This window comes from Actinomyces gerencseriae DSM 6844 (genome assembly GCF_000429265.1).
GTDB lineage: Bacteria > Actinomycetota > Actinomycetes > Actinomycetales > Actinomycetaceae > Actinomyces > Actinomyces gerencseriae.
This window is the reverse complement of record NZ_AUBN01000010.1, coordinates 208,095-222,643: the sequence shown is the minus strand read 5'-3', so window position 1 is coordinate 222,643 and position 14,549 is coordinate 208,095. Positions and strand designations below refer to the sequence as shown.

Here is a 14,549-nt window from a genome sequence, read left to right as displayed (position 1 = left end):
TCGAGACGCCTCGCAGATCCTCATCTTCTCTTCTCTTTTTCTGCAACGTCGAACTTCTTCCATGGAATCATGCACCTAATTCCATACGAATTCCCACTTCCCTCACAGGGTGCGTTTATTGACGTCGATTGTTGATCGACTCATTGACGTATGGGTCGACTTGGTAGTATCATAATAAATGACATGTTCGCGTAGAGGTGAACGAGGCGAATGCGGGCCCGAGTGGAGTGTCCGCATTCAATTCCCTGAGAGGTGTTCGATGGTGAAGCGACGTAATTGTTGAAGGCCGGGCTCGGCGCTGCGATGTTCGGGGCATTGGTGACTGTGTTTCCGGAGGCTCGAGCCTTGCAGCGCTCAACAGGTTCGGGTGAGTGGTGGGAGCAGGACATCCCGTCAGAACGACTCATTGATGTATCGTCGGCTTTGACGAGCGATGAGGTGTCAGCGCTCAGTGGTCTGACTCCGACATCTTTCTTAGTTGCGCAGGGTGCGCTCGATGACGGCAGCGTTGTTCGGAGAGTCGGTGTTGGTGCGAATGATGGTCGTTATGCCTTGATTCTGCAGTTACTTTCCACTGACGGGGGAGAGGTGGTGGATTCGCGCGTGATGCGTTGGGCGGACAGCGCGGATGGTGGCTATATCGAGTTGCAAGAGGTTGGGCGATCTGCGGATTCATTGACAATGGCACCTGCGGGGTCCGACCCCAATGGCTGGGCGGATGGCGATGAGTTTCCTTGTCCTGTGCTCACTCGTCCTCAGTGGGTGTGCACGAAGGTTGACAAGGGCTTCTTCGAATGCTGTGGCGCATGCATTTGGGCTGGTGCCGCCGCTCCTGTATGCGGACTGGTTTGGTGCAGTTACTGCCTGTGGAACCACTGCGAGAACTCGACACTGGCATGCGTTTGAGACGATGGGAGGCGGGACGTCGTGATTGAGACAGCGCTCGCCGTCGTGCGCATCCTCACCGGGGTGCTGCTGACGGTCAGTGCCTACGGCAAGTTCCTCCAGGACTACGGCGCGGGAGTCTCTGACGTGCTCGGATACCGGATCGTCAGGCGCCCCGTCGCCGAGGCGATCGCCTTCGCGCTCCCCGTCGTGGAGATGCTGCTGGCGGCTTGCCTCGTGCTCGGGCTCCTCTTACCGGCCTCGGAGGTCGTGGCCGGGGTGCTGCTGGCGCTCCTCGCCGGGGCGGCCGGCAGCGTCCTGTCCCGCGGTATTACGACGGACTGCGGCTGCTACGGCAGCATTCTGCGCGCACGGGTCGGACCGCCCGTGATCGCGCGGAACGTGGTGCTATGCCTGGTTCTGCTGGCCGATGCGCTCCTCGGGTCCGGGCGGCGCCTGGTGCTGGCCGAACCCGGCTGGGGCTTCGGCCTGCTGGGGTTGGCCGTGTGCGCCGCGCTGCTGGTGGCCCAGCGGCTCTCCCAGCGCCGCGCCCACCGCCGCCGTGGCGCCGCCCCGACGGCGACCGGACGTTGAGCCGCCGGGTCTCCGAGTCGCCCGCCGGCGCGTCGGGGGGTGCCCCTATGTGGTGTGTCAAGTGGCGGTGGGTAGTTTCGTGGCTGGTTGTGGGTCGTAGAGGGTGTCGTTGCGGATCATGGCGTGCAGGGTCGGGATGCGGCGGTGGGCCAGGGCGAGGACGGCTTGGCCCAAGGCGTTTGCCCTGGCCTGGTTTGCGCTGGTAGTAGGCCCGGGAGACGGGGTCGGAGCGCAGGGAGGCGAAGGCGGAGGCGAACATGGCGCGTTTGAGCCGCTTGTTGCCGCCATGGGAGACGTGCTCACCGCGGATCGATGAGCCCGATCTCCTGGTCACCGGTGCCAGGCCGGCGTAGGAGGCCAGCTGTGCCCCGGTGACTGGAGGTCCTGGTCGGGGTCTCGGCCAGCAAGGACGGCGGCGGCCGGGACCCCTGATCCCGGGCACGGGTGGTCAGGACCTGGCACATGAGGGTGGGCCACCCGCCAGGGCCACTGTCCTGGGCGGCGACATCAGCCCGCTGAGCGCGTGGGGCGATGAGCCGGCTCGCCAGGTGCGGCAGCACCACTGCAGCGGCGTCGGTGCCGGCGACCACCACGCTCTGGCGCTCCAGGGCCGAGACGATCTGGCCGGCCCAGGTGGCGTGCCGCCTGCACCCGTGCTTCTTGAGCCTGGCGTCGATTCGTGCCTGGCCGGCCTTCCTCAGCATGGCGGGGGTGGGCCAGGCGGCGACGGGCCTCCCCGGCGGCGTCGTGCGCCCGGCCAGGGCCCCAGCACCTGCTCGAGGGCTGGGCGGGGTCTGGGTGTGCAGACCCCGAATCCGGTTGGCCGTCTGGTTGACCTGGCGAGCCAGGTCCAGGTCGAAGCCAGTCAGCATCGACAAGGCGGCCGCGTCCTCGTCCGAGGTACTCACGGAGCGCAGGGTGTGGGGCATGCTCCTGGCCGCGTCGGCGATGACGGCCGCGTCCTTCGCGTCGGTCTTGGCGCTGCCCGGCGTCAGGTCAGCGATGTGGCGCATCGACAGCCCGGGCAGGTAGCTCACGGTGATGCCCGTCTCCTGGGCCACCGCCACGGCCAGGGCCCCGATGGTGGCGGGCTGGTCGACCACCACCAGCAGGCTCCCGTGACCGGCCAGCTTGTCGTAGAGGGCGCGCAGACGCGCCTCGTCGTTAGGAAGGGCCTTGTCACAGACCTTCCTGCCGGCCCGGGTCAGGGCCGTGGCCCAGTGCTCACTCCTTGCCGACGCCCGATACCGATGAAGACGCCCGGCATCCTCGATATCCATCTCTTCTGCCGCCTCTCGCTCCTGTATGCAAGGGCCAGCCGGTGGACGACCGGCCCCGCACCCACGCCTGCGAAAGACCTCACCCCCTCTGCGGCGGGTCGTTCCCCTTATCAGCGGTCACCAGCGCCCGGCTGCCGCGAGTGACTTTCGCCCCCCGGATCATCTACGGACAGGGGCAAGACACCCGTGCCCACAGCTGGCCCAGCCCCGGACCACCCGGGACCACCAACAAGGTAACGGGGGAGTGGTCCTGCGCGCTGCCGAGGCGCCCGGGCGCCGAATGCGGGCGCATCCGGACGGGCGATGGTCACACCGTGGCGCGGGAGAACACGTGTTCGAGATCCGTCCGCTAGATTGCCCCCGTGCCCCGGACCGGAACGACAGCAGCGACAGCCCCCTCTCACGACTACTCCGCCCGCCACCTCTCCGTGCTGGAGGGGCTCGAGGCGGTGCGCAAGCGCCCCGGCATGTACATCGGCTCGACCGACCAGCGGGGCCTCATGCACTGCGTGTGGGAGATCGTGGACAACGGAGTCGATGAGGCGCTCGAGGGCCACGGCGACCGCATCGACGTCATCGTCCACGCCGACGGCTCCATCGAGGTGCGGGACACCGGGCGCGGCGTGCCCGTCGACGTCGAGCCGTCGTCCGGGCTGACCGGCGTCGAGCTCGTCTACACCAAGCTCCACGCCGGGGGGAAGTTCGGCGGGGGCTCCTACGGCTCGGCCGGCGGCCTGCACGGAGTGGGCGCGAGCGTCGTCAACGCGCTGAGCGCCCGCATGGACGTGGAGGTCGACCGCGGCGGCAGGACCTACGCGATGAGCTTCCGCCGCGGCGTGCCCGGCGTCTTCGACGACCCGCCCGGCGGCCCGAGCCTCGCCTCGCCCTTCGAGGAGTACACCGAGGCCTCCGAGCTGCGCGTCATCGGCAGGGTCGGCCGGGGCGTCACCGGCACGCGCGTGCGCTACTGGGCCGATCCGCAGATCTTCCCCTCCCCGGCGGAGTACGACGCCGCGGCGCTGCGCGCCCGCCTGCGGCAGACGAGCTTCCTCGTGCCCGGACTGGCCCTGGCCCTGACCGACGAGCGCAGCGCCGAGGAGGCCGCGCGCGCCGAGGGCGCGCCGTCGTCGGGATCGAGGACCACCGACGACCTGGCGATGCGGGCGGCGGCGAGGAGCGCCGCCGAGACCGCGGGGGACCCGCTCGACACCACGGCCCGGGGAGCCCGAGGACAGGACGAGAACGGGGGCGCCGAGGTGTTCCGGGCCAAGGGCGGCACCGCGGACTTCGTCGACTTCCTCGCCACCGACGGCTCGGTGACCGACACCTTCCACCTGACCGGGCGGGGCACCTACGCCGAGACCGTCCAGCAGCTCGACCGCGCCAGCGGCCACCTGCGCCCCGTCGAGGTGACGCGCACCTGCGTCGTCGATGTCGCCCTGCGCTGGGGCATCGGCTACGACACGACCGAGCGCTCCTTCGTCAACATCATCGCCACGCCCATGGGCGGCACCCACCTGGCGGGCTTCGAGCAGGCCGTCACCAGGGTGCTGCGCAAGCAGATCGACTCCAACTCGCGTGCGCTGAAGGTCACCAGCCGTGACGGGCGCATCGAGAAGGACGACATCCTGGCCGGGCTCACCGCGGTGGTCACCGTGCGCGTGCCCGAGCCCCAGTTCGAGGGGCAGACGAAGGAGGTCCTGGGCACGGCGCCCGTGCGCCAGATCGTCGCCAAGGTGGTGGACGAGGAGCTGACGGCGCTGCTGACCTCCTCCAAGCGCGATCTCAAGGCCCAGTCCCGGGCCCTGCAGGAGAAGATCGTGGGCGAGATGCGCGCACGCGTCAGCGCGCGCATGCACAAGGAGATCACCCGTCGCAAGACCGCGCTGGAGACCTCGACCCTGCCCGCCAAGCTCGCCGACTGCCGCTCCGACGACGTGACGGCCTCCGAGCTGTTCATCGTCGAGGGCGACTCGGCGCTCGGCACCGCCAAGAACGCCCGCAACTCCGAGTTCCAGGCGCTGCTGCCCATCCGCGGCAAGATCCTCAACGTCCAGAAGGCCTCGCAGGCCGACATGCTGCGCAACGCCGAGTGCTCCGCCATCATCCAGGTGGTGGGAGCCGGCTCCGGGCGCACCTTCGACATCGGGACCGCACGCTACGGCAAGGTCATCCTCATGACGGACGCCGACGTGGACGGCGCCCACATCCGCACCCTCCTGCTCACGCTCTTCTTCCGCTACATGCGGCCCATGATCGAGGCCGGTCGCGTCTTCGCCGCCGTCCCGCCGCTGCATCGCATCGAGGTCTCCGGCTCGGGACGCCGCAAGAAGGAGGTCATCTACACCTACTCCGACGACGAGCTGGTGCGCACGCTGCGCACGCTGGAGGGGCAGGGGCGCAGCTTCAAGGAGCCGCAGCGCTACAAGGGCCTGGGCGAGATGGACGCCCACCAGCTCGCCGAGACCACCATGGAGCCCGAGCACCGCACCCTGCGGCGCATCACCCTGAGCGACGAGGCCGAGCTCATGGAGGCGGAGAACGTCTTCGAGCTGCTCATGGGCTCGGCCGTCGAGCCCCGCCGCGGCTTCATCGTCGAGGGCGCCGCCGACGTCGACCGCGAGCGCATCGACGCCTGACGCGGGTGCATGGGCGTCATCCGCATCGGGTATGGTGCCCGGTAACCCGCTGTCACCGCCGGGCAGCCCCGAACCGCGCAAGGAGGCGCTCATGGCCCCCGTATACGGATCCTCGCGTCGCGCAGGAGTCGTCGGTCCCTGGTCGATGCTGCGCCCCGGCCCGCGCTCGGCGCTCCCCCGCGACCTGTTCTGGGCCCCGTTGAGCCCGCTGGACAACGGGGCGCTGGCCGCGCTCATCGCCCGTGCCGAGTCCGTCGATGACCCGCCCTACCGGACCACGGCGGAGGAGACGGCGGACTACTTCGTCGATCCGACCTACTCCGGCGTGGCCGGACGGGATGCCCTGGGAGTCATGCGCGCCTTCGCCCTGGTGCGACTGCGGCCCGCCGCCGAGATCTACGCCTCGATGATCGGCGTCGTCGACCCCGACTTCCGCGAGCGGGGCATCGGCGGAGCGCTCCTGCACTGGCAGACCGAGCGCGCCCGTCACCTCATCGGCACCGAGCGCGCGGCGGCCGCGCCCGGATCGGCGGCTGTCGCGGCACCGGCCCACATCGTGACCACCGTCCTGGAGGACGACGAGCGCATGAAGAACCACCTGAGCGACCTGGGCTTCGAGCCCCGCCGGTGGTACCGCGAGGTGCGCCGCAGCCTGACCGATGACATTCCGGAGGTGGACATCGACGGCTTCCTCACCATCGAGCCGTGGAGCGAGGAGCTCGATGAGGTCGTGCGCATCGCGCACAACCAGGTCGCCGACGGCGAGTACGAGGCCAGTGAGATGACGCGGGACGAGTGGAGGGCCGGCCGCACCTACTTCGCCCCCGGGTGGAGCTTCGTCGCCATGGACCGCTCGGGGGACCGGGCGCGCGTGGCCGGCTTCCTGCGGTCGGGGCGCTACGAGCAGGACTGGGCGGCACTGGGATGGCGCGAGGGGTACACGGATGTGCTGGGAGTGCTCGCCGAGTACCGGACCCGGCGAGTGGCTCCGGCCCTCCTGACGGCCGCCATGCGCGTCTACCGGCGTGACGGCATGGACTACGCCGCGGCCGGCGTCGATTCGGACAATCCCACCGGAGCCGTCGACCTGTACCGCAATCTGGGATACACGCCCACGCGGGGCACGATCCTCTACGCCCTGGACGTGTGAGGGCGCCGTGCGGGCCGCACCGGGCGCCCGGCTCTTCAGCGCGCGCGGTTCACCCGCAGGGCCCATATCAGGGCCAGTGCGCTGGCCAGCACCTGCCCGGCCACGAGGGTGCCGGTCACCGGGAGCCCCGCGACCACCGGAGCCGCTGGCAGACAGACCAGAACCGCCGCATCAGGACCGGAGACGACCATCCCCACCGCCCCGGCGGGTATCGCCCCCAGCGGTGTGAGGATCAGCGTCGAGAAGTCGGGATCCCGACGGAAGCCCGATCGGAGCGCCACCCCACCCCAGCCGACCCCGCATGCGATCGCGAGGGGGAACGTGCTCACGACGCCCTGCCCGGGTGCCGCCCGGAGGACGAGCGCGCCCCATATGCTCAGCGCCCACAGGAGCATGACCCCCGTGGGCACGAGCAGGTGCCCGGCGCGCACCCACACCGGGCGCGCGGCCCACGACTCGTCGGGGCCGGGATCCGCATGGGCGCGGCGCGCGGGCTCGGCGACCGCGAGCGCGGCGAACCACCCTCCCGCCGCGAACACGACCGCGGTGACGAGCCCCGACGAGGTCGTGGCGACGACGCCGACGACGAGCAGCGCGCTCGCGGCGACCCGTGCGAGGCGCCAGGGCTGGCGCGCCAGGAGCAGCCAGTCCACGGCGCCCACGCCCAGGACCGTCCTGAGCGCACCGGGCAGTCTCACGCAGACGCGCGCCAGACGCAGTCCGGCGGGCCGAGTCGGCCGGCGAGGGGGAGACGAGATCATCCGGCCCAGGGCGCGGGTGTCCATCGCCAGGGCCGCGGCGTGAGCCCCGAAGGCGCGCGCACTGGCCTGGAGCAGCGAGTCGTCGTCCAGTTCCGCCAGGTGCCGGCCGGGCCCGCGTCGCCACCAGATCGCCGTCGCCAGGACGAGGACGGCCCCGATGATGACGGGCACGAGCGCGGCGTGCGCGTCCGACAGCGGTGAGAGCAGACTCGCACCGGCGCACGCCCCGGCCGCCGACAGCGCCGTCGTGCGCGCCCTGACGACGACAACGGGCCCGCCGTGCGCCTGCGCGGCGAGGAGAGCAGCCAGGGACAGCCCCGCGACGCCGCCCACGAGCACGGACCAGCGGACCGCGCCGAGCACGCCGCTGCGCTCGATGAGCGCGATGACCGCACCCGCCGCCGAGGAGAGCGCCCACACGACGGCGAGCTCGCGACGCGCCAGCCGTCGGAGCAGGGCCGACCGGTCGCCCGGCAGCGGCAACCACCACTGAGCCTGCTCGGGACGCAGGAACAGCGGACCGAGTCGTCGCAGGGGCCCGAGCCCGATGGCGATGAGCGCGATGACCGCGCCGACCGCGAGCCAGACCGGCTGGCCCACCGCATCGCCCGGGACGAGCCGCGCCGACCCGGACGGCGCGGCGGATCCGGTCGAGCCCATCACCCCGAGTCCCTGGATCGTCATCATCACCACGATGGCCGTTCCGAGGATGATCATGTAGATGTCGGTGAAGTCCTCCATCGCCGAGCGGGTGAGCCGGCGGCGGCGCCCGGCCCACTGCTTGGCCAGGCGCCTGATGCGCTCCAGATCCGGCGGATCCGTCCGGCTCGCATCGAGCATTCCCGGTTGGCGTCCGCTCATCGTCCCTCCTCGACGGCCCGCACGCCCTCGGGCACGGTGAGCATCCGCGTCTCCTCGCCGACGAGGAGGACCGCGGTGGCCGCCTCCCGCACCAGGAGCGGGTCGTGGGAGACGACGAGCAGCGCACCGCCCGCCGCGCGCTCGGCCACCATGCTCTCGGCCAGCGCGAGCCGTGTCGTGTGATCGAGGCGCTGCTCCGGCTCATCGAGCACCAGCAGGCTGCGCGGCCGCACGAGTACCGAGGCCAGAACGACACGACGGCGCTGACCCGAGGAGAGGCGGTCGGGAACCGCGTTCGCCACCCGCATGATGCCCATCTTCTCGAGAACCGAGTCGACCACGTCGTCCGCATCGACCAGGCCGTGGCCCAGGGCGACCATGGTGAGATGCTCCCGTACGCTCAGCGCGGGGAAGAACGTCTCCTCCCCGGTGTCGCGGGCCACCGCCGAGCGCAGGCCGGCGGAAGCCGGGCTCGGGTCGAGTCCCAGGACCCGCACGAGCCCGTCCAGGGGACGCAGCAGGCCGCAGCAGGTGCGCAGAAGCGTGGACTTGCCCGCCCCGTTGACCCCGACCAGGAAGAGCGCCTCGCCCGGATCGAGCCGGAAGGTCGCCGGGGAGCACACGGCGCCACCGCTGTACCCGACCGACAGCCCCTGCGCCTCGACGAGGTGCTCCCCGGGCTCGAGGGCGGCATCGAGGATCAGCGGTGCAGCGGGCGGCGATGGGCTCGATGGGGTCGATGGCGAAGGCATGGATCCATCCCATCACGGGAGCGCGTCCCGGGGCCCGTCCGCCGGGAGGAGTCGCGTCCTCAGCCGGCATGGGCGAGGGCGCCCGCGACGATGGTCGCCAGGGGCATGACCCGCCCCAGGTCCTCGGCGCTCATCATGAGCGGATCGGCGGCGAGCAGCGCCAGGTCGGCCCGGGAGCCGACGGCCACCGGCCCGGCGCCGTCGGTCGAGGCGGCCAGCGCCTCCTCGACGCTGAGTCGTTGCGAGGGCGACCACACGTCCCCGTCGGGCGTGCGCCGTCCGACCGCCGCCGACATGGCCAGCCACGGGTCCAGCGGCGCCACCGGAGCGTCCGAGCCCAGATGCAGCAGGGCCCCGGCGGCCACCATGTCCGCGAAGGCGTAGGCGCGCTCCTCCAGCCCCGGCCACACCCGTCCCACGGCCTCCCAGTCGTCCAGGAGATGGGCGGGCTGGACCGACAGCTCCACACCGTGGGACACCAGGGACGCCAGTGCGCCGTCTCCCCGGGTGAGCGAGCCGCGGGGCAGCAGCTGGGCGTGCTCGAGACGACCGGTTGCTCCGGAGGCGGCGAAGGCGGCCGCGACGTCCTCCACGGCGGCATCCCCGATCGCGTGGATCGCCGCGTCGTAGCCGGCCTCGCGGGCGCGGGACATGAGCTCGGTGAGCTCCGCGCGCTCGATGTTGGCCACGCCGTGGGAGTGCTCCACGCCGAGCTCGGGAGGATAGGGCTCGCACATGTGAGCGCTGGCCGTGCCCATGGAGCCGTCGGCGATGACCTTGAGCGGCCCCTGTGTGAGCACGGCGGCGCCATCGCCGCCGGTGGGCGAGCCCGGCAGCGCGTCCCCGGTGCGAAGGCCCGCGGCGATCCAGCGCTCCAGCTTGTCGCGGTAGACGGCCGTCCGGATGCGGGGGAGGACCTCGGGCGGACCTCCCTGGGCCCCCATGGCCGCCAGGCGCCGGGGCCAGTCCCCGGGCTCGTCGCCCCAGGCCATATCGACCACTCCGGTCGCACCGCGGGCGAGCATGTCGGCGAGCACGTCGCGGTAGCCCGCCTCGCGCAGCTCGCGGCTGCCCGGGATCTCGTCGAGCCGGTCCAGGGCGGCGAACCACGGGGCCTCCTGCATGGGGGCGCCCGGGTCGGCCGCGCTCGCGGCGGTCAGTCCCAGGGCGCTCAGCGCCGCCGAGTTGAGCCATCCGGAGTGGACGTCCCCGGAGATGAGGACGGTGGGGATCGCACCGGTGACGGCGTCGAGCTCGGCCACGGTGGGAACGCGGGGCCAGTTCGACAGGCGGTGCCCGAAACCCTGCACCGTGGGGGCGGGGACGTCCGCCGGCAGGGCGGCGACGGCATCGGCGACCAGGGCGAGGGCGTCCTCCGCGCAGCGGGTCGCCGTCGTGTCGAGGCGCGAGCGCCTGGCCGCCTCCAGGTCGAGGTGGGCGTGGGCGTCCCACAGACCGGGGATGATGAAGGCGCCCTCGGCATCGAGGACGCGCTCGCCCCGCGGCTCCAGGTCGGAGCCGATCTCGGTGACCGCGCCTCCGGTCACCCTGATGTCGATGGGCTCGAGCGGCGGCCTCGTTCGATCGGGGGCGATCGGTGGCGCCGTTCGAGTGGCCGCACGCAGACGCCCGAGACGGCGGCGGCTTCGGAACAGGACGGGGCGGACGTGACGCAGGAGGAGCGATGTCATGGGAGATTATGGGGCGATGACGGGTTCTCCGGGCGGGCCGTGCCTCGCCGGGAGGGAGTCCTGTGCATCACGTCCCGTATTCTCCGCGCTCCATCGGCGCACCGAGCGGAAGGAATGCCGTGAGTCGAGTCATGAACCGAGCCGTGGGCGCTGAGCGCGCGATGAAGGTCGTCATCGCCCCCGACTCCTTCAAGGAGGCCATGACGGCCGTTGAGGCGGCGGCCGCCATGGCCCGGGGAGTGCTCGCCGTCGTGCCGGACGCCGAGGTCGTCGACGTGCCCATGTCCGATGGCGGCGAAGGGTTCACCGAGGCCGTGGCGGCGACTCTCGGCGCACGGGTTCGCGCCGTGGGGACCGTGGACGCGCTGGGGCGTCCCGTCACGGGCCGTCTGGCGATCGGCGACGGCACCGCCGTGCTCGAGATGGCCTCGGCCGCGGGGCTCGAGCTCGTTCCCGAGGGCGAGCGCGACGTTCTCGGCTCCGACACCCGGGGTGTCGGCCGGATGATCCGCGCGGCGCTGGACGCCGGTATCGGCCGTCTGCTGCTGGGCATCGGCGGTTCGGCCACCAATGATGGCGGCGCCGGCATGCTGGCCGAGCTCGGCGTCCGCTTCCTGGATCGCACGGGCCGAGTCATCGGGACGACGCCGAGAGAGCTGACTGCGCTCGCATCCGTCGATGCCTCCGGTCTCGACCCGAGGCTGGAGGGCCTGACGATCGACGTCGCCTGCGACGTCGACAACCCCCTGTCGGGCGATCGCGGCGCCAGCGCCGTCTTCGGCCCGCAGAAGGGCGCGGGGCCGCAGGACATCGATCGCCTCGACTCGGTGCTGTCGCACTGGGCGGACCTGAGCGGGCATGCCGAGCTCGCCGGCGAGCCGGGCGCCGGGGCGGCCGGGGGGCTGGGCTTCGCGCTCATGTCCTTCCTGGGGGCCCGACTCGAGCCCGGGATCGACCTGGTCGCACGCACGGTCGGCCTGGCCGAGGCGGTCGACGGGGCCGATCTCGTCATCACCGGTGAGGGCTCGGTGGACGCTCAGACGCCGGCCGGTAAGGTGCCCGCCGGCGTGACCAGGATCGCCGCCGCCCACGGGGCGCCGACCGTCGTGGTGGCGGGCCGGGTGCGTCCCGGTGCGGAGGCGCTTCTGGCCAGCGGCTGCGTGGCGATCATGTCGACCTCGTCGGGGGAGGTCGTCCCGCTCGCCGAGGCGCTCCGCACCGCGCCGCGGAGCACCGAACGGGCGGTCGCCACCGCGATGCGGCTGTGGACCCATCGGCCCGGGCCGATGGGCGCGGTGTAGCGCGCGGTGCGAACCCTTCTCGCGTTCGCCCCGTGCCCGCCCCGGGCCCACTGACTCGGGCCCACCGTGCTCACCCGATTCCGGCCACCGGCGCCGACAGCGGCGAGCCGGAGCCGTCACGGCGTTCATCGACATCGGGCAGTCCCACGCTCCGGCCGTCCGGGCCGACCGCCCGGGCCGGACCGACGCCGACCCAGCCGAGGACGAGCTCGCTCTCGCCGCGCAGGAGGCGCTGGGCGCGCACGCCGCCGGTCGCCCGCCCCTTGGCGGGATAGCGGTCCAGCGGAGTCACCTTGACCGAACCCGTCCCGGTGCCCGGCAACGCCCCCTCGGCGCCGGCGATCGTGACGACAACGGCCTCGGCCAGCAGCTCGGCGGGCACCGCGGACCCGGCGATGACGCGCGCCCCCGCGCGCAGGGAGATGCCCGCCATGCCGCCCGCGCCGCGCCCCTGGGGGCGCACCTTGGAGGCCTCGAAGCGCAGCAGCTGCGCGTCCGAGGACACCAGCGCGAGGATGTCTGAGTCCTCGGCGGTGTCGGCGAAGACGACGCGGTCGCCGTCGGCCAGCGCGATCACGTCCCAGGCGTCCCCGCGACCGGGCTCATCGCCGGGCTTGACGCGTTTGATGACGCCCCCGGCCGTGGCCAGCACGATCGGCGGGTGGTCGGGGGAGCCGATCGGCACCAGCCCGACGACCTTCTCCTCCGGCTCGATGTCCACCAGCAGTCGCGCGGGCTGCCCCCCGGCGAGCGAGAGCGCGCCGTTCCGGCGCGGCACCTCCGGGGTCGCCACGACGTCGAGGCGCACCAGGCGACCCGTGTCCGTGACTGCCCCCACGGTCCCGCGCGCCGTCGCGGCGATCTGGCTCGTGACCGCGTCGTGGGGCTGGCGCTCGCCCGCGCGCGGGAGCGGCTCGGCCCCCGCCGTGCGCGCCACCAGGCCCGTGGCCGACAGCATCACTCGGCACGGGTCGTCGGGAACGGTCAGCGGGATCTCGGAGGCGCCGGCCGCGAGCCCCGTCGCCGCGGATCGCCTTGCGGCGGCACCACCGGCCTGCGCGCCGTCGGGAGCCTCGAGGAGCACCGTTCGCCGTGGCGTGCCGAACTCCTCGGCCACGGCGGCCAGCTCACGGGAGACCGCGTCCCGCAGCAGCGCCTCGTCGGCCAGGACGGCCTCGAGCTCGGCGATCTCCCGGGCCAGGGCGTCGCGCTCCTTCTCCAGCTCGATGACCGAGAACTTGGTCAGGCGCCGCAGCTGCAGCTCCAGGATGTAGCCCGCCTGCGGCTCGGTGAGGTCGAAGTCCTGCATGAGGCGGGTGCGGGCCGTGGCCGCGTCCTCGCTGGAGCGGATGACGCGGATGACCTCATCGATGTCGAGGATCGCGATGAGCAGGCCCTCGACCAGGTGCTGGCGCTCCCTGCGCCTGCCCAGGCGGAAGCGGGTGCGGCGCTCCACCACCGTCAGCCGGTGGCGCACGAAGACCTCGAGCAGCTCGCGCAGCCCCAGCGTTCGTGGCTGGCCGTCGACCAGGCACACGTTGTTGATGCCGAAGGAGTCCTCCAGCGGCGTGTGCCTGTAGAGCTGGGCGAGCACCGCCTCGGGGTTGTAGCCGTTCTTGACCGTGATGACCAGGCGCGTGCCGTTCTTGCGGTCGGTGAGGTCGGCGACGTCGGTGATGCCCTGGAGCTTCTTGGAGGCCACCGTCTCCTTGATCCGGGTGATGACCTTCTCCGGACCGACCAGATAGGGCAGCTCGGTGACGACGATGCCCTTCCTGCGGGCGGTCACGTTCTCGATGCGGGCGGTCGCGCGGGTGAGGAACTTGCCGCGCCCGGTGCGGTAGGCCTCGCGGATGCCATCCAGGCCGACGATCATGCCGCCGGCCGGCAGGTCGGGACCGGGCACGAAAGCCATGAGGTCCTCCAGCGAGGCCCGGGGATGCTCGATGAGGTGTCGGGCCGCCCCGATGACCTCGACGAGGTTGTGCGGCGGCATGTTGGTCGCCATGCCCACGGCGATGCCCGAGGCGCCGTTGACCAGAAGGCTGGGGAGGGCCGCCGGCAGGACCTCCGGCTCGGTGAGGGTGTAGTCGTAGTTGGGGGAGAAGTCGACGGTGTCCTCGTCGATATCCGCGGTCAGCGCCAGGGCGCTGCTGGCCAGCCTCGCCTCGGTGTACCGGGCCGCGGCCGGGCCGTCGTCCAGGGAGCCGAAGTTGCCGTGCCCGTCGACCAGCGGCAGGCGCATGGTGAAGGGCTGGGCCAGGCGCACCAGGGCCTCGTAGATGGCGACGTCGCCATGGGGGTGGAGCCGGCCCATGACGTCGCCGACCACCCGCGAGCACTTCACATGCGGGCGGTCGGGGCGCAGCCCCATCCGGTCCATCTGGAACAGGATGCGACGCTGGACCGGTTTGAGGCCGTCGCGGGCGTCCGGCAGGGCGCGGGCGTAGATGACCGAGTAGGCGTACTCCAGGAAGGAGGTGCGCATCTCCGTGGGAAGGTCCTGGTCGACGATAAGACTGTCATCGGGTGGAGGCGTCTGCGTGGCGGACTTCGGCATGTCTCGCATCATGCGCGACAACGGTCCGGAATGGGGAGGCGACACCCCGGGGGGGGTGACGGGATCGACCGCCGG

General features: G+C 71.9%; 8 protein-coding genes and 1 pseudogene. 4 read left to right on the top strand and 5 right to left on the bottom strand.

Annotated features, from left to right (window positions below):
- Nucleotides 1–927: 927 nt before the first annotated feature.
- The gene (locus G448_RS16990; RefSeq protein ID WP_051268635.1) at nt 928–1,479 is read left to right on the top strand and encodes a MauE/DoxX family redox-associated membrane protein; all 552 of its coding nucleotides are present in this window, start codon (nt 928–930) and stop codon (nt 1,477–1,479) included.
- 57 nt (nt 1,480–1,536) lie between these two features.
- On the opposite strand, the pseudogene G448_RS16985 reads toward G448_RS16990, so the two are convergent.
- Nucleotides 1,537–2,759 (bottom strand): annotated as a pseudogene (locus G448_RS16985) (IS110 family RNA-guided transposase).
- 362 nt (nt 2,760–3,121) lie between these two features.
- Here G448_RS16985 and G448_RS0105090 point away from each other — a divergent pair.
- Together G448_RS0105090 and G448_RS0105085 are read left to right on the top strand one after the other, a co-directional pair.
- A complete protein-coding gene (locus tag G448_RS0105090) occupies nt 3,122–5,398 on the top strand; it encodes a DNA gyrase/topoisomerase IV subunit B (RefSeq protein WP_211227959.1) in 2,277 nt (758 codons plus the stop codon).
- A 91-nt stretch (nt 5,399–5,489) separates the two neighbouring features.
- A complete protein-coding gene (locus G448_RS0105085) occupies nt 5,490–6,548 on the top strand; it encodes a GNAT family N-acetyltransferase (RefSeq protein ID WP_026407120.1) in 1,059 nt (352 codons plus the stop codon).
- A 35-nt stretch (nt 6,549–6,583) separates the two neighbouring features.
- Here the strand turns inward: G448_RS0105085 and G448_RS0105080 are convergent, their stop codons facing one another.
- Genes G448_RS0105080 through G448_RS0105070 form a run of 3 tightly spaced genes read right to left on the bottom strand, consistent with a single transcriptional unit; the run spans nt 6,584 to nt 10,613 of the window.
- The gene (locus G448_RS0105080) at nt 6,584–8,170 is read right to left on the bottom strand and encodes a DUF6297 family protein (RefSeq protein WP_156910921.1); all 1,587 of its coding nucleotides are present in this window, start codon (nt 8,168–8,170) and stop codon (nt 6,584–6,586) included.
- Nucleotides 8,167–8,922, bottom strand: coding sequence for an ABC transporter ATP-binding protein (locus G448_RS0105075; RefSeq protein WP_026407118.1), 756 nt, complete (start codon nt 8,920–8,922; stop codon nt 8,167–8,169). Before G448_RS0105075 ends, G448_RS0105080 begins: the two co-directional genes overlap by 4 nt.
- A gap of 59 nt (nt 8,923–8,981) precedes the next feature.
- Nucleotides 8,982–10,613, bottom strand: a complete 1,632-nt coding sequence (locus G448_RS0105070) for an amidohydrolase (protein WP_026407117.1) — start codon at nt 10,611–10,613, stop codon at nt 8,982–8,984.
- A gap of 161 nt (nt 10,614–10,774) precedes the next feature.
- On the opposite strand from G448_RS0105070, the gene G448_RS0105065 reads away from it, so the two are divergent.
- Nucleotides 10,775–11,914, top strand: a complete 1,140-nt coding sequence (locus G448_RS0105065; protein ID WP_026407116.1) for a glycerate kinase — start codon at nt 10,775–10,777, stop codon at nt 11,912–11,914.
- Nucleotides 11,915–11,984: 70 nt separating this feature from the next.
- Here G448_RS0105065 and G448_RS0105060 read toward each other — a convergent pair whose 3' ends face one another.
- The gene (locus G448_RS0105060; RefSeq protein WP_026407115.1) at nt 11,985–14,474 is read right to left on the bottom strand and encodes a DNA gyrase/topoisomerase IV subunit A; all 2,490 of its coding nucleotides are present in this window, start codon (nt 14,472–14,474) and stop codon (nt 11,985–11,987) included.
- Nucleotides 14,475–14,549 lie beyond the last annotated feature (75 nt).